This is a genomic window from Aquicoccus porphyridii (genome assembly GCF_008369105.1).
Classification (GTDB): Bacteria; Pseudomonadota; Alphaproteobacteria; order Rhodobacterales; family Rhodobacteraceae; genus Aquicoccus; species Aquicoccus porphyridii.
The window spans coordinates 211,515-231,300 of sequence record NZ_VINQ01000002.1; the positions used below are offsets into that span (position 1 = coordinate 211,515).

16 protein-coding genes are annotated in these 19,786 nt (G+C 63.7%); 3 read left to right on the top strand and 13 right to left on the bottom strand.

Annotated features, from left to right (window positions below; all coding sequences use genetic code 11):
* Window positions 1-72: 72 nt before the first annotated feature.
* Both FLO80_RS23510 and FLO80_RS04150 read right to left on the bottom strand, forming a co-directional pair.
* A complete protein-coding gene (locus FLO80_RS23510) occupies window positions 73-195 on the bottom strand; it encodes a DUF1826 domain-containing protein (protein ID WP_369333777.1) in 123 nt (40 codons plus the stop codon).
* A 57-nt stretch (window positions 196-252) separates the two neighbouring features.
* Window positions 253-1,476, bottom strand: coding sequence for a GTP-binding protein (locus FLO80_RS04150; protein WP_111364089.1), 1,224 nt, complete (start codon window positions 1,474-1,476; stop codon window positions 253-255).
* A 171-nt stretch (window positions 1,477-1,647) separates the two neighbouring features.
* On the opposite strand from FLO80_RS04150, the gene parE reads away from it, so the two are divergent.
* Window positions 1,648-3,606 carry a DNA topoisomerase IV subunit B gene (gene parE / locus FLO80_RS04155; RefSeq protein WP_111363614.1) on the top strand — a complete coding sequence of 653 codons (1,959 nt, stop codon included), beginning with the start codon at window positions 1,648-1,650 and terminating at the stop codon, window positions 3,604-3,606.
* A 251-nt stretch (window positions 3,607-3,857) separates the two neighbouring features.
* On the opposite strand, the gene FLO80_RS04160 is transcribed toward parE, so the two are convergent.
* Window positions 3,858-4,601, bottom strand: coding sequence for an AbiU2 domain-containing protein (locus FLO80_RS04160; protein ID WP_146611012.1), 744 nt, complete (start codon window positions 4,599-4,601; stop codon window positions 3,858-3,860).
* 439 nt (window positions 4,602-5,040) lie between these two features.
* Between FLO80_RS04160 and FLO80_RS04165 the strand changes: the two genes are divergently transcribed.
* The gene (locus FLO80_RS04165) at window positions 5,041-5,715 is read left to right on the top strand and encodes a hypothetical protein (RefSeq protein ID WP_111363612.1); all 675 of its coding nucleotides are present in this window, start codon (window positions 5,041-5,043) and stop codon (window positions 5,713-5,715) included.
* Here FLO80_RS04165 and murD read toward each other — a convergent pair whose 3' ends face one another.
* The 9 genes from murD to FLO80_RS04210 form a co-directional block, all read right to left on the bottom strand.
* Window positions 5,716-7,113, bottom strand: coding sequence for a UDP-N-acetylmuramoyl-L-alanine--D-glutamate ligase (gene murD, locus FLO80_RS04170; RefSeq protein WP_111363610.1), 1,398 nt, complete (start codon window positions 7,111-7,113; stop codon window positions 5,716-5,718).
* 4 nt (window positions 7,114-7,117) lie between these two features.
* Window positions 7,118-8,200, bottom strand: coding sequence for a phospho-N-acetylmuramoyl-pentapeptide-transferase (gene mraY, locus FLO80_RS04175; RefSeq protein ID WP_111363608.1), 1,083 nt, complete (start codon window positions 8,198-8,200; stop codon window positions 7,118-7,120).
* A complete protein-coding gene (locus tag FLO80_RS04180; protein ID WP_111363606.1) occupies window positions 8,201-9,625 on the bottom strand; it encodes a UDP-N-acetylmuramoyl-tripeptide--D-alanyl-D-alanine ligase in 1,425 nt (474 codons plus the stop codon).
* Window positions 9,622-11,112, bottom strand: coding sequence for a UDP-N-acetylmuramoyl-L-alanyl-D-glutamate--2,6-diaminopimelate ligase (locus FLO80_RS04185; protein ID WP_111363604.1), 1,491 nt, complete (start codon window positions 11,110-11,112; stop codon window positions 9,622-9,624). The genes FLO80_RS04180 and FLO80_RS04185 overlap by 4 nt, the downstream gene beginning before the upstream one ends.
* Window positions 11,113-11,133: 21 nt before the next feature.
* Window positions 11,134-12,915: a peptidoglycan D,D-transpeptidase FtsI family protein gene (locus tag FLO80_RS04190; RefSeq protein WP_111363602.1), complete on the bottom strand. Its 1,782-nt coding sequence runs from the start codon at window positions 12,913-12,915 to the stop codon at window positions 11,134-11,136.
* Complete coding sequence (gene ftsL, locus FLO80_RS04195; protein WP_111363600.1) at window positions 12,912-13,256, bottom strand: cell division protein FtsL; 345 nt, start codon at window positions 13,254-13,256, stop codon at window positions 12,912-12,914. The genes FLO80_RS04190 and ftsL overlap by 4 nt, the downstream gene beginning before the upstream one ends.
* Window positions 13,253-14,257: a 16S rRNA (cytosine(1402)-N(4))-methyltransferase RsmH gene (rsmH, locus tag FLO80_RS04200; protein ID WP_111364087.1), complete on the bottom strand. Its 1,005-nt coding sequence runs from the start codon at window positions 14,255-14,257 to the stop codon at window positions 13,253-13,255. The genes ftsL and rsmH overlap by 4 nt, the downstream gene beginning before the upstream one ends.
* Window positions 14,257-14,763, bottom strand: coding sequence for a division/cell wall cluster transcriptional repressor MraZ (gene mraZ / locus FLO80_RS04205; protein ID WP_111363598.1), 507 nt, complete (start codon window positions 14,761-14,763; stop codon window positions 14,257-14,259). Before mraZ ends, rsmH begins: the two co-directional genes overlap by 1 nt.
* A 654-nt stretch (window positions 14,764-15,417) precedes the next feature.
* Window positions 15,418-16,512: an Mrp/NBP35 family ATP-binding protein gene (locus FLO80_RS04210; protein WP_111363596.1), complete on the bottom strand. Its 1,095-nt coding sequence runs from the start codon at window positions 16,510-16,512 to the stop codon at window positions 15,418-15,420.
* Window positions 16,513-16,760: 248 nt separating this feature from the next.
* Between FLO80_RS04210 and FLO80_RS04215 the strand changes: the two genes are divergently transcribed.
* Entirely contained in the window at window positions 16,761-16,982 is a 222-nt protein-coding gene (locus tag FLO80_RS04215) for a DUF1127 domain-containing protein (RefSeq protein ID WP_111363594.1), read from the top strand.
* A 406-nt stretch (window positions 16,983-17,388) separates the two neighbouring features.
* Here the strand turns inward: FLO80_RS04215 and FLO80_RS04220 are convergent, their stop codons facing one another.
* Window positions 17,389-19,728, bottom strand: a complete 2,340-nt coding sequence (locus FLO80_RS04220) for an ATP-dependent helicase (RefSeq protein WP_111363592.1) — start codon at window positions 19,726-19,728, stop codon at window positions 17,389-17,391.
* Window positions 19,729-19,786 lie beyond the last annotated feature (58 nt).

A 19,786-nucleotide genomic window follows, 5' to 3' on the forward strand; every position in this document is an offset into this window, starting at 1 on the left:
TTTACGCGCCCGCCCCGGTTCTCGCAACGCCTCGCTCAAATCTTGCGCGGATTTGTGCCCTGCCATGCGCGCTCACATATCCCCCTCCGTGCCCGTCACCGGATCGAGCACCAGCACGAGGCGGGTCTCCCCGCTGCCCTCGATCGGCGGCGAGCGATGCAAGAGCGCCTGACCTCCCCGCCCGAGACCGGCCACATCCTGCCGCGCAACAGGATCGGCGCACCGGTCGGCGTGGTGAACACCCGGGCGGGCTCATGCCGCCTGCTCCGCCCGCCGCCAGAGCGGGAACGGGTCGGGCAGATCGGCCAGCCGTCCAAGCCTCTCGGGCCCCGGCGCCTGGTGCTCGGGCACCAGCGCCGCGTCGAGCCGCGCCCTGATCGCGGGCCAGTCGATCCCGACCCCGATGAACACGATCTCCTGTCGCCGGTCGCCCCACGGCTCGACCCAATGCGCCGCCATGTAATCGCGCGCCTGCGGATGATCGGGCCACCGCTCCCGTGGCACCGACGCCCACCACGTGCCGAGCGGCGCCACGCTCGACAGCGCCCCGGCAAGGCTGAACTCGGCCACCCAGTCGGGCCGCGTCGCCAGCCAGAAATGCCCCTTGGCCCGGATCACCCCGGGCAACGGGCCGTTCAGAACGTCATGGACCTTCTGCGGATGAAACGGGCGGCGCGCGCGGTAAACGAACGACCCGACACCATATTCTTCACTCTCGGGCACGTGATCGGCAAACCCGTAAAGCTCCTTGGCCCACATCGGATGCTCATGCGCGCGCTCGAAATCAAAGAGCCGCGTGTCGAGGATCGCCCCCGCGGGCACGTCGGAATGATCGGTCTCGATGATCTTGGCATCGGCATTCAGGCTGCGAATGATCTTGCGCGCCGCATCCACCTTCTCGGGCCCCGCATCGTCCACCTTGTTGAGGATCACCACATCGGCAAACTCGATCTGGTCGGTCAAGAGATGCACCAACGTGCGCGCGTCCTCCTCGCCCATCGTCTCGCCCCGGTCGGCGAGGACATCATGGCTCGCATAATCCCCGAGCAGGTTCACCGCATCGACCACCGTCACCATCGTGTCGAGCCGGGCGACATCCGACAGGCTCTGCCCCGCCTCGTCACGGAACTCGAAGGTGGCGGCCGCCGGCAAAGGCTCGGAAATGCCGGTCGATTCGATCAGCAGGTAATCGAACCGCCGGTCCTCGGCCAGTCGCCGCACCTCCTGCAACAGGTCATCGCGCAGCGTGCAGCAGATGCAGCCGTTGGACATCTCGACCAGCGTCTCATCGGTCTGGCTCAGGTTCGCCCCGCCCTCGCGCACCAGATCGGCGTCGATATTCACCTCGGACATGTCGTTGACGATCACCGCCACCCGCCGCCCCTCGCGGTTGTTGAGCACCCGGTTGAGAAGGGTCGTCTTGCCCGCGCCAAGGAACCCCGAAAGCACGGTCACGGGAAGGCGGTTGTCTTGCATGGTCATGCTGGCCTCGCGTCTAGTCAGTGGAAATCCGGTCGTCTTCACCCGACTAGCGTTATGTTATAACATTTGCAAGACCCCAAACACCACCCCCATCCCCGCTTCCCCCGCGCCGCGCGCTCTGTCATAATGCCCCCCAGCCAACCAAGAACAGAGCAGCAAGCAGACATGGCAGACGATCTTCTCTCTCCCGCCGCATCGGGCGATTACAACGCCGACAGCATCGAGATTCTCGAAGGGCTGGAACCGGTGCGCAAACGCCCGGGCATGTATATCGGCGGCACCGACGAACGCGCGCTGCACCATCTCGTCGCCGAGGTGCTCGACAACTCGATGGACGAGGCGGTGGCCGGCCACGCCAACCGGATCGAGGTCGAGTTGCACGCCGACCACGCCATCACCATCCGCGACAATGGGCGTGGCATCCCGATCGACCCGCACCCCAAGTTTCCCGAGAAATCCGCGCTCGAGGTGATCCTCTGCACGCTCCATTCGGGCGGCAAATTCTCGGGCAAGGCGTATCAGACCTCGGGCGGCCTCCATGGCGTCGGCGCCTCGGTGGTCAACGCGCTCTCGGATTCCATGGTCGTGCAGGTCGCCCGCAACAAGGCGCTTTACGAGCAGCGATTCTCACGCGGCGTGCCGCTCGGCCCGATCGAAAAGGTGGGCCAGGCCCCCAACCGGCGCGGCACCACCGTCACCTTCCATGCGGACGAAGAGATATTCGGTTCGCACCGATTCAAACCCGCGCGCCTCTTCAAATCCATCCGCTCCAAGGCCTATCTCTTCTCGGGCGTCGAAATCCGCTGGAAATCGGCCATCGACGACGGTGAAACCCCGGCCGAGGCCACGTTCCACTTCCCCGGCGGCCTTTCCGACTATCTCAAGGAAACGCTGGGCAACGCGGCCACCTATGCCGAGGAGCCCTTTGCCGGAACCGTCGATTTCAACCAGAAATTCGGCCAGCCGGGCAAGGTCGAATGGGCGATCAACTGGACCCCCGCGCGCGACGGCTTCCTGCAATCCTACTGCAACACCGTCCCCACCCCCGAGGGCGGCACCCATGTCGCCGGGTTCTGGGCCGCAATCCTCAAGGGCATCAAGGCCTATGGCGAGCTGGCCAACAACCGCAAGGCCAAGGAGATCACCCGCGAAGATCTCATCTCGGGGGGCTGCGCGCTCGTCTCGACCTTTATCCGCGAGCCCGAGTTCGTCGGCCAGACCAAGGACCGCCTCGCCACCACCGAGGCCCAACGCCTTGTCGAGGGCGCGGTGCGCGACCATTTCGACCACTGGCTCGCCTCCCACACCAAATCCGCCGGTGCGATCCTCGATTTCCTCGTGCTCAGGGCCGAGGAACGGATGCGCCGCCGACAGGAGAAAGAGACCGCCCGCAAGACCGCCACCAAGAAGCTGCGCCTGCCCGGCAAGCTCGTCGATTGCACCGCCACCAACCGCGTGGGCACCGAGCTTTTCATCGTCGAGGGCGATTCCGCCGGTGGCTCCGCCAAGATGGCCCGCGACCGCAAGACCCAGGCCCTCCTGCCCTTGCGCGGCAAGATCCTCAACGTGCTGGGCGCGGCCAGTTCCAAGCTTGGCACCAACCAGGAGATCTCCGATCTGACACAGGCGCTCGGCACCGGGTTGGGGACGAAATTCAACCTCGACGACCTGCGCTATGACAAGGTCATCATCATGACCGACGCCGATGTCGACGGCGCCCATATCGCCGCGCTCCTGATGACCTTCTTCTTCACCCAGATGCGCCCGATGATCGACGCGGGCCACCTCTACCTCGCCTGCCCGCCGCTCTATCGCCTCACGCAGGGCGCGCGCCGCGTCTATGCGCTCGACGAGGCCGAGCGCGCCATGTGGCTCGAAAAGGGGCTGGGCGGCAAAGGCAAGATAGACGTCAGCCGCTTCAAGGGGCTGGGCGAGATGGACGCCAAGGATCTGAAGGAAACCACGATGGACCCCCAGACCCGCAAGCTCATCCGCGTCACCATAGACGAGGACGAACCCGGCGAGACCGGCGACCTCGTCGAACGGCTGATGGGCAAGAAGCCGGAATTGCGGTTCCAGTATATTTCGGAGAACGCGAAGTTCGTGGAGGAGCTGGATTTTTGATCCAAGCCGCGCATCGCCGACCCGCGGGGTGGCGATCCGAGGTTTCAGCAGGGCAGTTTATCCCGCCAAACCTTCCCAACCCCGGTGTTCCGCCTGCCCTCACCAATCGCCGCCCCGGGGGGCGGGTCGGCGATGCGCGGCGGCGCGTGCCGCGCCTTGATTCCGCGCAGGGGCATGGGGTTGATCGGAGTGGACGAGTCGAAGCTATTTTCCGAGAACGGGCGGCTCGCGGCGGGGGTTGAGTGCCTCAATCACATGTCCATAACATCTGGTGGCCTGTAAGTTAGCCAATCGGGAAAATTACTCACCTTATCTTCCGCTTCAGCATATTTTCCTTCTTGTGCCAATTGACGACGTTCCGCTTCAAGCTGCCTTTCTTTTCCGACGCCCAAATAAAGATGCTTCAGGAAGCTCACTTCATCTCCTGTAAATTCTGAAATCGGATGCGTCACAATCGTCGTATCCAAGCATTCCAACCCTACCCATCTGACGACAGCGGAGATTGCATCAGTGGCATCCGACATTTGCTTTCTTGAAGCCCGGTCTACTCGCGCCTTTTTCTGCCTCACGTCGTAGTCAGAATGCGCCACTCTCTTGTTGCGCCAACTTCTCGCAAAAGCTGTTTGGTTCACAGCGTGGTCGACAAGGGATCTTAGATCGCCAATCTTTTTATGATCTTCAAGGAATGATGGAAACCGCGTCACAGTTGTATTCAGTGATGCGCCCCTATTTCCCGTAGGAGGATCAGTCAGCCGGCAAAGGGACAACAGCGCGCTTTCAAAAAAGGTTCTTTCGATAATAACCGCGGTTATACCGCTACTCGAATTCAACAGATCAACGCGCTTTGGTGAAAATCCAAAGAATGCGACATAAACCCTCCAAAGCACTCTTAATGAGCGAAGGTCATTCTCAACATGATGAAATAAGGGGCCAAAGTTCTCCCCTAATTTCTCTATTCTCATCTGAAGGGCCTCGTCATCCGAAAAGCTTGCCATTTTAGTCTCCCTTCGCAAGAACCATAGAACTGTATTTGCCAAGTAAAAAGTAGCTGAAAAAGTGAACCATCTAAATGCACGCGATTGGCACAGGCCAACGGCCCGGGCCGCGCCCGACCCTCCCCCCGGGAGGGCGCATTGCAACCGCGCGCCCCGCACCACCGTTGGACCATCTACACCGCCCTGCCCCTATTCCCGGTTCCGCCAGCGCCCACCCAGGCTCGGGCGCGGCCCTCGGTTGCGCGCGCAACGCCCCGCGCCGCAAACACGCCAGCCCACCGCCCGCCCCGTTAACCAAAGAAACCGTTAACAAATGCCGCAACGCGGCGGTGCACGCAGAACAGCCGGGCAGCAGCCGGGGATCACCCCCGCGTGATTTCCGCAATGCAGCGCCATTAACCCCCTCGCACGGTGCCGCAACAACCCATAAACTCCCCCCATGCGAGTCGCCCTTTTTCTCTGTCTCATCCTTGCCGCCTGCGCCGCCCGCCCGCTCAGCGAGGCGGAAAAAACCTTTGCGGATCAGATCTTTGGCGACACGGCCAACACCGGCATGATCCGCTTTCACGACGGCGCCATCGTCGAAAAGGTCACCTACAAACGTCAGAAACGCCCGCGCCTCGCCTGTCGTGAGCGCATCTGGCCCGAACCCACCACCGACACCGTCACCGTCGGCCCCGCTGCCATCGCGCTGCACAACCGGATATTCTTTTCCAAGCCATTCTATTCAAACGATTATCTAGTCGGCTACCCCGAGGAAATGCACCTCTTCGCGGCCATGCTTTTCGCCCACGAGATGACCCATGCCTGGCAATGGCAGAACCGCGAAATCACCGGATATTCCCCGATCCGCGCCGCCAACGAGCACGATTTCAAATCTGATCCCTATCTTTACGATATCTCAACCAAAACGCGGTTTCTTGACTACGCGTTCGAGCAACAGGCCAGCATTGTCGAAGAATATGTCTGCTGCGCCGCGCTCGATCCCACCGCCCCGCGCACCGCGCGGCTCAAGGAATTGCTTGGCGAGGTCTTTCCCCTGCAACGGCTTCGCATCCCGCAATCCGTCCACATTCCGTGGGACGGCGCAGAGCGGCAGGGAATTTGTCACTGATTACAGGTACTTGGCAACCTCAGCCATGAAATCGTCGCCGCGCTTTTCGAAACTGTCATACTGATCGAACGACGCCGCCGCCGGGGCCAGGAGAATCACCTCTCCCGGCTGCACCTCTTCCACGGCGCGGCGCACGGCGCGCGCCATGTCGCCGCAAACTTCGGCTTCAACCCCTTGTAATTGCACGGCGAATCCGGCCGCTTCCCGCCCGATCACATAGGCCTTCACGACCGATCCGGTGGCCTCCAGCAGCCCCTCCAGCCCGCCTTCCTTCTCCAGCCCGCCACAGATCCAGCGGACATTCTCAAAGGCTTTCAACGCCTTGGCCGCCGAATCCACATTCGTCGCCTTGGAGTCGTTGACGAACCGCACGCCATCCTTCTCGCCGACGATCTGCGAGCGGTGCGGCAACCCGCCAAACGATTGAAATCCCTGTTCGATTTCCCGTGGCGCCAACCCCAGGGTCCGGCACACCGCATAGGCACAGCAGGCGTTCTGATGGTTATGCGCCCCCGGCAGCCCGGCAATCGCGCGCAGGTCGATCGACCCGACCTGCCGCCCCTTGCGATACTCGGACAGGAACCCTTTCCGCGCAAAGACATGCCAGCCCGGCCCGGTCAGTTTGCGTTCGACCGAGACCGCGATCACCCGGTCATCCCCGACCCCCTCGGCAAGCTGGTTGGCAAGGTATCGCCCCTCATCCTCGTCCACGCCGATGATACAACGATCCGGCCCGCCCTCGGCAAAGAGCCTCCGCTTGGCCGCGAAATACCCCCCCATGCCGCCATGCCGGTCAAGGTGATCGGGCGAAAGGTTCGTGAAAACAGCCACATCCGGGGTCAGCGCCCGCGCAAGATCGGTCTGGTAAGAGCTGAGTTCCAGCACGACAACACCGCCATCCCCCGGCGGGTCGATGTCCAGAACCCCGCGCCCGATATTGCCCGCCAGTTCAACCGCGCGCCCCGCCTCGGCCAGCACGTGATGGATCAGCGCCGCCGTGGTCGATTTCCCGTTCGACCCGGTCACCGCCACCACCCGTGGCGCCATGTCGAAACTGTCCCAACCCGCCGCGCCCAGCGAGCGGAAGAACAACCCGATATCGTTGTCCACCGGCACCCCCGCCTCCCATGCCGCGCGCACCACGCGGTTGGGCGCCGGGTAAAGATGCGGGATACCCGGGCTCAGGATCAGGCTGGTCACGCCGTCGAACGCACCGGGCTGGGCAAGGTCAAGGCATTGAAACCCTTCGCTTTCCGCCGCCTCCCGCGCCGCCGGGTTGTCATCCCAGCAAACCGCCTCCGCCCCGCCCGCACGCAGCGCCCGCGCCGCCGAGAGCCCCGACCGGCCGAGGCCCAGCACGGCCACGCGTCGGCCGTCGTATCCGCGCACGGCGATCATCGCCTCACCGTACCTTCAGCGTGGCAAGACCGATCATCGCGAGGATGAGCGAGATGATCCAGAACCGGATCACGATCTGCGGCTCGGCCCAGCCCTTCTTCTCGTAATGGTGATGGATCGGCGCCATCAGGAACACCCGCTTGCCGGTGCGCTTGAAGTAAAGCACCTGCACGATCACCGACAGCGCCTCGGCCACGAAGAGGCCACCCACGATGGCCAGCACGATCTCGTGCTTGGTGGCCACCGCGATCGCCCCCAGCGCGCCCCCTAGCGCCAGTGACCCGGTATCGCCCATGAACACCGCCGCGGGTGGCGCGTTATACCACAGGAACCCCAGCCCCCCGCCGAACATCGCGGCGGAAAAGATCAGGATCTCGCCGGTTCCGGGCACGTAATGCACATCCAGGTATTCGGTGAAATCGACCCGCCCCACCGCATAGGCAATCACGCCCAGCGTTCCGGCCGCGATCATCACCGGCATGATCGCCAGCCCGTCGAGCCCGTCAGTCAGGTTCACCGCATTGGCCGACCCCACGATCACGATGACCGAGAACGGGATGAAAAACAGCCCCATGTCGATCAGGACATTCTTGAAAACCGGGAGCGCCAGTTGGTTCTGGAGCGGCTCGGGATGATACATCGTCGCCCACCACGCGGCGAGCGCCGCAATCACGAGGCCCAGCAATATCCGAACCTTGCCGGGCACGCCCGCGGTGTCCTGCTTGCGCACCTTGGCGTAATCATCGGCAAATCCGATGGCGGCAAAGCTCATCGTCACGAACAGCACGAGCCATACGAACGGGTTGTCGAGCCGCGCCCAGAGAAGCGTCGAGGTCAACAGCGCCCCCACGATCAACAGCCCCCCCATGGTCGGCGTCCCCGCCTTCACGAAATGGCCGTCCGGCCCGTCCTCGCGAATGGGCTGGCCCTTGCCCTGGCGGCGGCGCAGCACATTGATCAGCGGCGGGCCGAAGATGAACCCGAACAACAACGCCGTCAGGAAGGCCCCGCCCGCCCGGAAGGTGATGTATCGAAACAGGTTGAAGACATCCCCGCCATCCGACAAAGCGGTCAACCAATAGAGCATTCACGCGTTCCCCTTGTTTAAACGGGTCCGATGACCCAATTCGCGGATCGCGTCAACAACCCGGCTCACCTTGATCCCCTTGGAGCCCTTGACCAGCACCACGTCGCCCGCATGAAGCAGCTTGCGCAGTTGCTCCACCAGCTCCTGCGCCGTTTCCACCCACAGACCGCGCCGCGCCGGTTCCAACGCCTCATAAAGATGCCGCATCCGCGGCCCGACACAATGCACGACGTCAACGGTGGCCATCGCGTCGAGCGTGGCAAGCGCCGCGTGGTCCTCGATCTCGCTTGGCCCGAGTTCGAGCATGTCACCCAGAATGGCCACCCGTCGGCCGCGCCGTGCGTCGCCGGGCGTGGCCACCGACAGCACCTCAAGCGCCGCCGCCATCGAGGTCGGGTTGGCGTTGAACGCATCGTCGATCAGGCTGAGTTCGGCCCCCACCCCCGCGTCGAGAACGATCCGCTCGCGCCTGCCGCGCCCCGCCGGTGGCTGCCAACGCGCCAGGTCGCTCGCCGCGATCCCGAGATCCGCACCCAGCGCCTCGGCCGCGGCCAGAACGCCCAGCCCGTTCATCGCGAAATGCCGCCCCGGGCTTGAAATCTTGTAGAGGAGCGACGCCCCATGCGCCCGCGCCTCGCACACCGTCCGCTCATCCGAAAGGCGAACGCTTTCAAGCCGGTAGTCGCCGGATGTCTCGCCGAAAAGCACCATCCGCGCGCCGATCTCACGGGCCTTGTCCTGCAATATCGCCGCCGTGCCGATATCGGCGTTGAGAACCGCAACGCCCTCCGGCTCCAGCCCGTCCATGATCGCGGCCTTTTCCCGGGCGATGCCCTCGATCGAGTCAAACGCTTCAAGGTGGGCCGGGGCGACGGTGGTGATCAGCGCCACGTGCGGCCGCGCCATCCGCGCCAGCGGGGCAATCTCGCCGGGATGGTTCATGCCGATCTCGATCACGGCGAATTCGGTGTCGGCGGGCATCCGCGCCAATGTGAGCGGCACCCCCCAGTGATTGTTGAACGACGCCTCGGCGGCATGGGTGCGGCCCTGCCCTTGCAACACGTCGCGCAACATCTCCTTGGCCGACGTCTTGCCAACCGACCCGGTCACCGCCACGACCCGCGCCGCGCTGCGCGCCCGCGCCGCACGGCCCAACGCCTCCAGCGCGGGCAGAACCTCGTCCACGATCAACAGCGGTGCATCCGCGCCCACGCCCTCGGGACTGCGCGACACCATCGCCGCACCTGCCCCCTTCGCAAGCGCCTCGGCCACGAAATCATGCCCGTCGCGCACATCCCTGAGCGCCACGAACAGATCACCAGACTGCAAGCTGCGCGTGTCGATCGACACACCCCGGGCCGCCCAATCGCCCTGCGCCCGCCCGCCCGTGGCCGCTGCGGCCTCCTGCGCTGTCCAGAGCGTCATGCCAGCCGCCCTTCGAGCGCGGCCACCGCCACGCTCGCCTGTTCGGCATCGTCGAAGGGCAGCACGTCCTCGCCCACGACCTGCCCGCTTTCATGGCCCTTGCCCGCGATCAAAAGCACGTCACCGGGTTCAAGCTGATCCACCCCGCGCAGGATCGCCTCGGCCCGGTCGCCCACCTCTTGGGCGTCGGGACAGCCCTCCATCACCGCCGCGCGGATCAATGCGGGGTCTTCGCTGCGCGGGTTGTCGTCGGTCACGATCACCACATCGGCATGATCCGCCGCCGCGCGCCCCATCAGCGGGCGTTTGCCCCGGTCCCGATCCCCACCCGCGCCGACGATGACGACGATCCGCCCCGCCACATGCGGCCGCAACGCGCACAAGGCGGTGGCCACCGCGCCCGGCGTATGCGCGTAGTCGACAAACACCGCCGCCCCGTTGGCACGGCGCGCGACCAACTGCATCCGCCCGCGCACGCCGGTCAGGTGCTCCAGCGTCTCGAACACCCGTTCAGGCTCTTCCCCGCAGCCGATGACCAGCCCCGCGGCCAGCAGCACGTTCTCGGCCTGGAACCCCCCGATCAACGGCAGGTAGGCGCGAAACCCCTTCCTTTCCCACGAAAAAAAGACCTCCTGCCCGGTCGTGTCAAAGCGTTGCGCGGTCAGGTGCAGGTCGGCCCCCTCGGTGCGCCCCACGGCAATCACTCGCTGTCCGCGCCCCGCCGCGATCGCCGCCATGTCCGGCCCGCGCGGATCGTCGATATTGACCACCGCCGTCCCGCCTTCGGACAGGACACGGGCGAAAAGCCCCGCCTTGGCCTCGAAATAATCGTCGAAACTGGCGTGGTAATCGAGGTGATCCTGCGACAGGTTGGTGAACCCCGCCGCCGCCAGGTTCACCCCGTCCAGCCGCCGCTGCACCAGCCCGTGCGACGATGCCTCCATCGCCGCATGGCTCACCCCTTCGCGCGCCGCCGCCGCCAGCGTGCGGTGCAGCGTGATCGGCTCGGGCGTGGTATGCGCGAGCGGCGCGCTCCACACCCCCTCGACCCCCGTGGTGCCAAGATTCACCGCCTCCTCGCCCAGCTCGGTCCAGATCATCCGGGTAAAGGTCGCGACACTGGTCTTGCCGTTGGTGCCGGTCACGGCCACCACCACCTCGGGCTGCGCCCCGAACCACAAGGCCGCCGTGTAGGCCAGAACCTGCCGCGGGTCTTCGCTCACGATCAGCGCCGCATCGCTCGCCGCCAGCTCCTCGGCCGCGATCCGCGCACCCGCCGCATCGGTCAGGATCGCCCCCGCCCCCATGCGCAGCGCATACTGGATGAATTCGCCGCCATGCACCCGCGTGCCCGGCAGGGCCGCGAACAGATGCCCGTCCTTCACGTCACGGCTGTCGACCGAAAGGCCCGTGATCCGCGCCTCGCGCCCGCCCCGGGCGGTCAGGCCCATCTGGGATAATGTCTTGACCTGCTGCCCGCCACCCATCTGCCCGTTCCCCTTTATGGGTCAATTCGATGTCAGCGTTATACCAGCCAATTGCCCGGGCTCAACCTGCGGTCTCAGCCCCAGAAGCGGGGCCAGCCGGTTGATCATCTCGGCCGCCACCGGCACCGCGGTCCAGCCCGCCGTGCGCCGCATCTCGCCCAAGGCATAGGTTTCGGGCTCATCCAGCGTCAGCACCAGCACGTATTTCGGATCATGCGCCGGAAAGATCGTGGCGAAGGTGGCGATCACCTTGTCCTTGTAATAGCCGCCCTGCGGCCTTGGCTTGTCGGCGCTGCCCGTCTTGCCGCCCACCGCATAGCCCGGCACATCGCCGAAACTCGCCGTGCCTTCGGTGACGACCTTGCGCAGCATGTCACGCGCCACGGCGGCCACCTGCGGGCTCATCACCCGCGGCCCGTTCTGCCGCCCCTCGCGTTTCAGGATCGTCGGATCGACCCGAGTGCCGCCATTGGCAATCGCCGCATAACCGGCCGCCAGGTGCATCGGGCTCACCGACAGCCCGTGACCATAGGAAATCGTCATCGCCGAAATCTCGGACCAGTTCGCGGGCAAGAGCGGCGTGCTCCCGCTCGCCTCCACGATCTCGACCGGGGTGCGCTCCAACAGCCCCAGCGCACCCAGAAACTCCCGCTGCCGCTCGGCCCCGATCTGCTGGGCCAGCCGCGCGGTGCCGATATTCGAGCTTTTGACAATCACCTTCTCGACCGAAAGCTCGGGCCCGTAATTGCGGAAATCGCGGATACTGTGCTTGCCCCATCTGAGCGGCCCGCGCGTGTCGATTATGGTCGAGGGCTTGGCAAGGCCCATCTCGATCGCCTGCACCACGGTGAATATCTTGAAGGTCGAGCCAAGCTCGTAAACGCCCTGAACCGCCCGGTTGAACAGCGGGCTGTCATCGGGCGCTCCCTCGGTCGGCGCGCGCGGCCGGTCATTGGGGTCGAAATCCGGCAGGCTCACGACGCTGATCACCTCGCCGGTATGCACATCCAAAAGCACGCTTGACGCGCCCTTGGCATTCATCAGCTTCATGCCACCCAACAGCACCCGCTCGGCCGCCGCCTGAACGGTCAGGTCGAGCGACAATTGCAACGGCTTGCTCTCTTCGCCCGGGTCTCGCAGGAAATCGTCGAACACCTTTTCCACACCCGCGACGCCGATCACCTCGGCCGCGTCCACGCCTTCCTTGCCAAAGGACGCCCCACCCAGCACGTGGCTGGCCAGCTTGCCATTGGGATAAAGCCGCATCTCGCGCGGCCCGAACAAAAGCCCCGGATCGCCGATGTCATGCACCGCCTGTTTCTGCTCAGGGCTGATCTTGCGCTTGATCCAGACGAACTTGCGCTTGCCGGTGAAATCGCGCACCAGCCGCGCCTCGTCGAGATCGGGGAAAACCTGTGCAAGCGCCTTTGCCACCCGCTCGGGCTCGATCATCTGGGGGGGCTGCGCATAAAGGCTGTGGGTCTCGAGATTGGTGGCCAGAACCCGCCCCCGCCGATCCACGATATCGGACCGTTGCGCCACGATATGGCTCCCCGCGGCCCGGGCGCGCGGCTCTTCGGGTTCGGAACTGGCCATTACGCCCATCCGCACCCCGATCACCGCATAGGCACAAAGAAACATCACCCCCAGCACCAGCAGCCGCCCCTCGGCCCGGGCGCGCGTCTTGTCGCGCATCTCCTCGTGGCGCATCCGGGTGTTTTCGCGTTCGATCACATCGGGGTTTTCGCCCTTGGCACGAGCATCGAGGATACGCGCCAGCGGGCGCAGCGGCGTGCGGATCATCGGTCATCCTCCCCGGCTGAGACTTCGATCGCATTGTCGATCTCCATCAACGGCGCGGCGGGATAGGCCACCTGGTCGATTCGCCCGAACTGGTCGGCCGAAAGCGGCAAAAGGCTCAGACGGTCGAAATTGATCGCGGCCAGCTCGCGCAGCCGGTCGGGCCGGTTGAGATAGGCCCATTCGGCGCGCAACATCGCCAGACGCGAGCGCGCCGCACCGATGTCGCGCTGCAACCGCTCGGTCTGCGACAGCGCCTCCTGCGTGCGATAGTTTTCATGATAGGCCCAAAAGGCCAGCCCAATCACCACCATGGCCGTCACCACCTTCAGCAGGGTTCTCATCGCCCTTTTCTCCCTGTTTTTCCCAATTGCGGCATGCCGATCGCGGCCCGGTCCACCGGCTCGGCCGGGATCTCCGTGCGCCGCCCCACGCGCAGCTTGGCGCTGCGGCTGCGCGGATTCTCGGCCAACTCGGCCTCATCCGGCCCGACCGCCTTGCGCGTTTTCACGTCGAACTGCGCTGATTTCTGCTGCACCGGGGCATGGCGGCTGCCCCCGCCCCCCGCACTGCTTGATTTCTCGGCGAAGAATCGCTTCACGATCCGGTCCTCGATCGAATGAAACGTCACCACCGCCAGTTGCCCGCCGGGTTTGAGCGCCCGTTCGGCCGCCTCCAGCCCCGCCACCAGCTCGCCGTATTCGTCATTCACCGCGATCCGCAGCGCCTGAAAGCTGCGCGTCGCGGGGTGGCTCTGCCCCGGTTTCGCCCGGGGCAGCGATTTCTCGATGATCGCCACCAGTTGCAGCGTGGTCTCGATCGGCGCCTCGGCCCGCGCCCGCACGATATTGCGCGCGATCCGGCGGCTGGCCCGCTCCTCGCCATAGTGATAGAGGATATCGGCCAAGGCGCCCTCCTCGGCGCTGTTGACGATATCGGCGGCGCTCGGCCCCTCCTGGCTCATCCGCATGTCGAGCGGCCCATCGGTCATGAAGGAAAATCCCCGCTCGGCCTGGTCGAGCTGCATCGAGCTCACCCCGAGATCGAGCACCACGCCGTCGAGATCGGCGCCAAGGTCGTCAAGCTGCGAAAACCGGCCCCGCACCAGCTCAAGCCGCGCGCCATACGCCCCGGCCCAGCTTTCGGCCATCTCGAACACCGCCGGGTCACGGTCCACCCCGATCACCTTGTCGGCCCCGGCCTCGAGCAGCGCCCGCGCATAGCCGCCCGCGCCGAATGTCCCGTCAAGCCACACACCCGTTACAGGTGAAACCGCCCGCAAGAGCGGGCGCAGCAGAACAGGGATATGGGGGGCAGCATCCGGGGCACGCGCAGCGGGTGCCATCATTCCTCACCCCGCGCCTTGTCAAGAAAGATCAGCGGGTCGAAATCCTCGGGCTGCTCGTCGAGCCAGGCCTCGGTTTCGGCCATTTCCTCCTGGTCATAGGTCTCGGGCTTCCAGATCTGGAACGTATCGCCCGCCGCGATGAAGAACGCCTCGTTCTCAAGCCCGATCTTCTCGCGCAGCTTTGCCGGCAGCACCAGCCGCCCGGTCTCGTCCACGTTGGTGGGCAGGCTCTGCCCGTGATAGAGCCGTTGCAGGATCTTGCGCTCTTTCGAGCCGCGCGGCAACTTGTCGATCTTGCGATCCACCTCGTCGATCGCCTCGATCGTGTAGCATTCAAGGAATTTGCGGCGGTGGTCGCCATAGACGATCACCAGGTTGGGGTTGAGCCCCTCGGTCCAATCCGGGTCGCCCGCCTCCAGAACACGGCGAAACGAGGCCGGGATCGACACCCTGCCCTTCGCATCCACCTTGTGATGGCTCTCGCCTCTGAACCTGCGGGTCACTGTCCCATGGCCCCTTTTGTCATACCTCGCCCCGAAACCGGGTTTCAGGGCCTTTAAAGAGAAAACGGCGGATTGAACTGCTGCCACCGTTCAATCCGCCGCCCTCGTCCCGCTTGTGCGGGGTGTCCGACTGCGCGCGCCACCTGGGGGGATGTCTGCTCGCTCGCGCGCCGGATCTCCTTGTGCGATGAAAGCGGGTGCCTGTATGAAACCTGACTTGGGAGTTTTTGTTCGGGGTCTTTATTTGCCCCTTGTTCCCGTCCTCATCGTGTCTATAGGGATGCCATGGGAATTCATGGGTTTCAACTATTTTCTGAACAAAATGACCCATCATCTTGTTTCAGAGACACCCCCGAAACAAGATATTGACGGAAAACAGGGGCCGAAAACACTGAACCTAGCGGAATATGCCATTTCAAATCACTAGATATGGTATCTGCCGCCGAGGCCAAAAACTTCCCATGATTTCCCAGAAAATTCGCACCAGCCCCCGGAAAGCCACGCCACAACAGGCAAGAATCCATGAAAAACGGCGCGAATCACGCCTGATTCACGCCGCTCTCGCCATTTGATTCGCCGTGGAAAGGGCCGGATCACCGCACGGGCCCATCAATTCCCATGTCCCGACCCATGGTTTCCCATATCGCGGTCGCGTCAGATCACCCCGGCCTCGATCAAACGTCCGGCCAGGCGCTGATACGCCTCCGACATCACCCCCGGGCCCGCCGCAATCGGCCGCCCCTCGTCACCACCCAGCCGGGTTTCAAGGTCGATGGGCAATTGCGCCAGAAGCGGTGCGCCGATCTTTTTCGCCTCGGCCTCGACCCCGCCCTGGCCGAACACATGCTCTTCATGGCCGCATTTCGGGCAAACATAGACGCTCATGTTCTCGATCAGCCCGATCAGCGGCACTTCCAACCGGTTGAGCATGTCGATCCCCTTGCGCGCATCGAGCAGCGCCACATCCTGCGGCGTCGACACCATGATCGCCCCGGCCAGCTCGCTCTTTTGCGCCAGCGTGAGCAGAACATCCCCCGTTCCCGGCGGCAGGTCGACGATCAACACATCCAGATCGCCCCATGCCACCTCGGTCAGGAATTGCTGCAACGCCCCCATCAGCATCGGCCCGCGCCACACCACCGCCTGCCCCTCTTCCAGCATCAGCCCGATCGACATGACCTTCACGCCATAGGCTTCGGGCGGCAGAAGCTGATTGTCGGCACTGGCCTGGGGTTTGCCCGAGATCCCCATCATCCGCGGCTGGCTCGGTCCGTATATATCGGCATCGAGCAGGCCCACGCGCTTGCCCGCCCGCGCCAGCGCCACCGCGAGATTGGCGCTCACCGTCGATTTTCCGACGCCGCCCTTGCCCGACCCGACCGAGATGATCCGCTTGACGCCCGCGGGCTTGATCTTCGCGGCCTGTGGCTTGGGGTGGCCCCCGATCTTGAGATCCGGCGCAGGCGCCTTTTGCGGCGGTGCCTTCTGCGCCGATTGCGCCGGGGCATGGGCGGTCAACACGGCCGAAACTCCATCGACCCCCGGCAATTCCTCGATCAGTTTTACCGCCGCTGCACGAATCGGCTCCATCTTGCGGGCATCCTCCGGATTCGCCGCCTCGATGACGAATCGCACCTGTCCGCCCTCGACCGACAGCGCCCGAACCATCTCGTGAGAGACCAGGCTCCCCCCGTCGGGCAATTGGATTCGGTCCAGCTCGGCCAAGATGTTTTCGCGCGTGACACTCATTTTTTCCCCTGTGACCTGTCTGTGGTCCATAGATGTATCATACCTGCGTCTTTTTGCTCAAAGCACAAGCCCAATGCCTGAAATAGCATCGGTTTGAGAACGCAACCCTTTGACTTCAATCGCGATTTCCCCTGCGTCAACTATGCAAATGCTGCATGGCAGCATTGAGAATTCAGCCATTGTGCAACTGCAGCATTGGGTTATCTTGATGTCAACGAAACGCAAACACGATCCGAGAAGGTAACGACATGGCATTCGCAGGCAACACCCAAACCGCACCCCATCACGGGCTGGCCGGTTTTGCCATCCGCGCCGAGGCGCTGGTCGAACGCTTTGACCGTTATCGCCTCTACCGCCGCACCGTGGCGGAACTTGCCGGGATGAATGCGCGCGACCTGGCCGAAATCGGCCTTTGCCGCAGCAACATCCGCTCGGCAGCCTACGAAGCGGTCTACGGATCGCAAAACTGAATTTGAATTCAGAGGCCCCTCTCCTCCTCCCTGGGGTTCATCTGATCAGGCGGCGGGATCGCTCCTCCTCCCAGATCCCGCCGCCGCCTAAATAACCGGATTGCGCCGGGGTCGCTCCTCCTCCCAGACCCTGCCGCATGCAAGAGACGGCGGCATCCTCTCCTCCTCCCTGGGTGCCGCCGTTTTCGTATCCGCGCACCGGCGCCACCACCGCTTTCCCCTCCCGACGACCGCACCACACCCACCGATGAGGTGATCCTCTTCGGCATGCTGCTACCCCCACCGCACGCCACGTTTACTTAATGAAGTGTTAATCGCAGGCGGTTGCCCCGGCAGCCGGGCGGCAGCCGGATGTCAGCCGGAAGTCACCCCCCGGTTTTTCGCCGAAAAACCACGTTAACTTTTCTCAGAACGGGATATCGTCGGCCCCGCTCACAAAGCGCGCGACCACCTTCTTCACTCCGGCTTTTTCGAAATCGATCTCGAGCTTGTCACCCTCGATTCCGATGATTTTCCCATAGCCGAATTTCTGGTGAAACACCCGCTCACCCATCGTGTGACTGCTGATCGCCTCAAGGTCTATGACCTGATTTTTCGTTTTATTCGGCTGACTTACGGGCCGTTGTTGAGATCGCGCCTGCATCCGCCGCCAGCCCGGAGAGTTATAGACATTGGCCTCGGCCGCGCGCGTCTCGATCCCACCTGTCGCCGCCGCGCCATAGCCCCCGCCATATAATCCCGGCGGGGTGAGAACCTCGACGTGCTCTTGTGGCAATTCGTCGATGAACCGGCTTGGCATCTGGCTTTGCCATTGCCCGTAAACCCTTCTGTTTCCAGCAAAACTTATCGTGCAAAGCTCCTCCGCCCGGGTGATTCCGACATAGGCGAGACGCCGCTCTTCCTCCAATCCCTTGATCCCGTTTTCGTCCATCGAGCGCTGCGACGGAAACAGCCCATCCTCCCATCCCGGCAGGAACACCGCCGGAAACTCCAGCCCCTTGGCGCCGTGCAGCGTCATGATCGAAACCTTCTCGTCCTGCTCATCGCTGTCATTGTCCATGATCAGGCTGACATGCTCCAGGAATCCTTGCAAATTTTCAAAAGATTCCAGCGCCTTGACCAGTTCCTTGAGGTTTTCGAGCCGCCCCGGCGCCTCGGGCGTCTTGTCGTTCTGCCACATCTCCGTGTAGCCGGATTCGTCAAGGATGATCTCGGCCAGTTCCACATGGCTCAATTCCGGGCTACCCGCCATGCGCCCCCATCGGTCGAGCCCATCCAGAAGCCGCGCCAGTTCTACCGCACCTTTGCCCCCGATCCCTTTGGATTCAATCAGGATTCTCGCTCCATCCAAAAGCGACACGCCATTCGCCCGCGCCGCCTTCTGGATCTTTTGCTGGGCCACATCCCCCAACCCCCGCTTGGGCGTGTTGACGATCCGCTCAAAGGCAAGGCCATCATCGGGGCTCACCACCAGCCGGAAATAGGCCATCGCATCGCGGATCTCCAACCGCTCGTAAAACCGCGGCCCGCCGATCACGCGATAGGGCATTCCGATGGTCAGGAATCGGTCTTCAAACGCCCGCATCTGGTGCGACGCGCGCACCAGGATCGCGATTTCATTCAATGAAAACGGGCGGATACCACGGGTGCCCCGTTGCGACGCCTCGATCTCTTCACCGATCCAGCGCGCCTCTTCCTCGCCGTCCCAATGGCCGATCAGGCGCACCTTCTCGCCCTCTTCCGTATCGGTCCAGAGATCCTTGCCCAACCGCCCCTCGTTGCCCCGGATCACCCCGGACGCGGCCTTGAGGATATGCGGGGTCGAGCGGTAATTCTGTTCCAGCCGCACCACCTTGGCGCCGGGAAAATCCTTTTCAAACCGAAGGATATTACCCACTTCCGCCCCGCGCCAGCCATAGATCGACTGATCATCGTCGCCCACGCAGCAAATGTTCTTGTGCCCGCCCGCAAGCAGCCGCAGCCACAGATACTGGGCCACGTTGGTATCCTGGTATTCATCCACCAGGACATAGCGGAACCAACGTTGATATTGCTCCAGAACATCCTGATGTTGCTGGAAAATCGTCACGACATGCAGCAGCAGGTCACCGAAATCCACCGCGTTGAGTTCCCTGAGCCGCACCTGGTATTGTGCGTAAAGTTCAGTGCCACGGTGATTATAGGCCCCCGCCTCGCCCGCCGGAACGCTCTGCGGTGTCCAGGCGCGGTTCTTCCAATGGTCGATGATCCCCGCCAATTGCCGCGCAGGCCAGCGTTTGTCATCTATGTTCGCCGCCGCAACCAGTTGTTTCAAAAGGCGCAACTGGTCATCCTTGTCGAGAATGGTGAAATTCGACTTCAGGCCCACAAGCTCGGCATGACGGCGCAGCAGCTTGACACAGATCGAATGAAATGTTCCCATCCACCTCACGCCACCATCAATTCTATACGGCATTTTCGCGAGTCGATCTTGCATCTCCTTTGCGGCCTTGTTGGTAAAAGTCACCGCCAAAATCTGATCGCGACGCGCCCGCCCAGTGTTAATAAGGTGCGCGATCCGCGCCATCAGCGCCTTGGTCTTGCCCGTACCCGCCCCCGCCAGCATCAGAACCGGCCCGTCCAGCGCCTCGACCGCCTCGCGCTGCGCCGGGTTCAACTCATCGAGATAGGGCGCCGGGCGCGCGGCCATTGCCCGGGCCGAAAGCGGGGTGGCCGCAACCTCGTATTCTTCGTCAAATCTGTTCATAACGAGCAGAGTAACGCGTCGTCACAGCAAGATAAAGGGATGTTCGCCCCTTGTTCCC

What these genes read in the sequence shown, in the direction of transcription:
- FLO80_RS04150 (WP_111364089.1), bottom strand. Translation starts at nt 1,476, where the DNA reads ATGCAAGACAACCGCCTTCCCGTGACCGTGCTTTCGGGGTTCCTTGGC.
- parE (WP_111363614.1), top strand. Translation starts at nt 1,648, where the DNA reads ATGGCAGACGATCTTCTCTCTCCCGCCGCATCGGGCGATTACAACGCC.
- FLO80_RS04160 (WP_146611012.1), bottom strand. Translation starts at nt 4,601, where the DNA reads ATGGCAAGCTTTTCGGATGACGAGGCCCTTCAGATGAGAATAGAGAAA.
- FLO80_RS04165 (WP_111363612.1), top strand. Translation starts at nt 5,041, where the DNA reads ATGCGAGTCGCCCTTTTTCTCTGTCTCATCCTTGCCGCCTGCGCCGCC.
- murD (WP_111363610.1), bottom strand. Translation starts at nt 7,113, where the DNA reads ATGATCGCCGTGCGCGGATACGACGGCCGACGCGTGGCCGTGCTGGGC.
- mraY (WP_111363608.1), bottom strand. Translation starts at nt 8,200, where the DNA reads ATGCTCTATTGGTTGACCGCTTTGTCGGATGGCGGGGATGTCTTCAAC.
- FLO80_RS04180 (WP_111363606.1), bottom strand. Translation starts at nt 9,625, where the DNA reads ATGACGCTCTGGACAGCGCAGGAGGCCGCAGCGGCCACGGGCGGGCGG.
- FLO80_RS04185 (WP_111363604.1), bottom strand. Translation starts at nt 11,112, where the DNA reads ATGGGTGGCGGGCAGCAGGTCAAGACATTATCCCAGATGGGCCTGACC.
- FLO80_RS04190 (WP_111363602.1), bottom strand. Translation starts at nt 12,915, where the DNA reads ATGATCCGCACGCCGCTGCGCCCGCTGGCGCGTATCCTCGATGCTCGT.
- ftsL (WP_111363600.1), bottom strand. Translation starts at nt 13,256, where the DNA reads ATGAGAACCCTGCTGAAGGTGGTGACGGCCATGGTGGTGATTGGGCTG.
- rsmH (WP_111364087.1), bottom strand. Translation starts at nt 14,257, where the DNA reads ATGGCACCCGCTGCGCGTGCCCCGGATGCTGCCCCCCATATCCCTGTT.
- FLO80_RS04210 (WP_111363596.1), bottom strand. Translation starts at nt 16,512, where the DNA reads ATGAGTGTCACGCGCGAAAACATCTTGGCCGAGCTGGACCGAATCCAA.
- FLO80_RS04215 (WP_111363594.1), top strand. Translation starts at nt 16,761, where the DNA reads ATGGCATTCGCAGGCAACACCCAAACCGCACCCCATCACGGGCTGGCC.
- FLO80_RS04220 (WP_111363592.1), bottom strand. Translation starts at nt 19,728, where the DNA reads ATGAACAGATTTGACGAAGAATACGAGGTTGCGGCCACCCCGCTTTCG.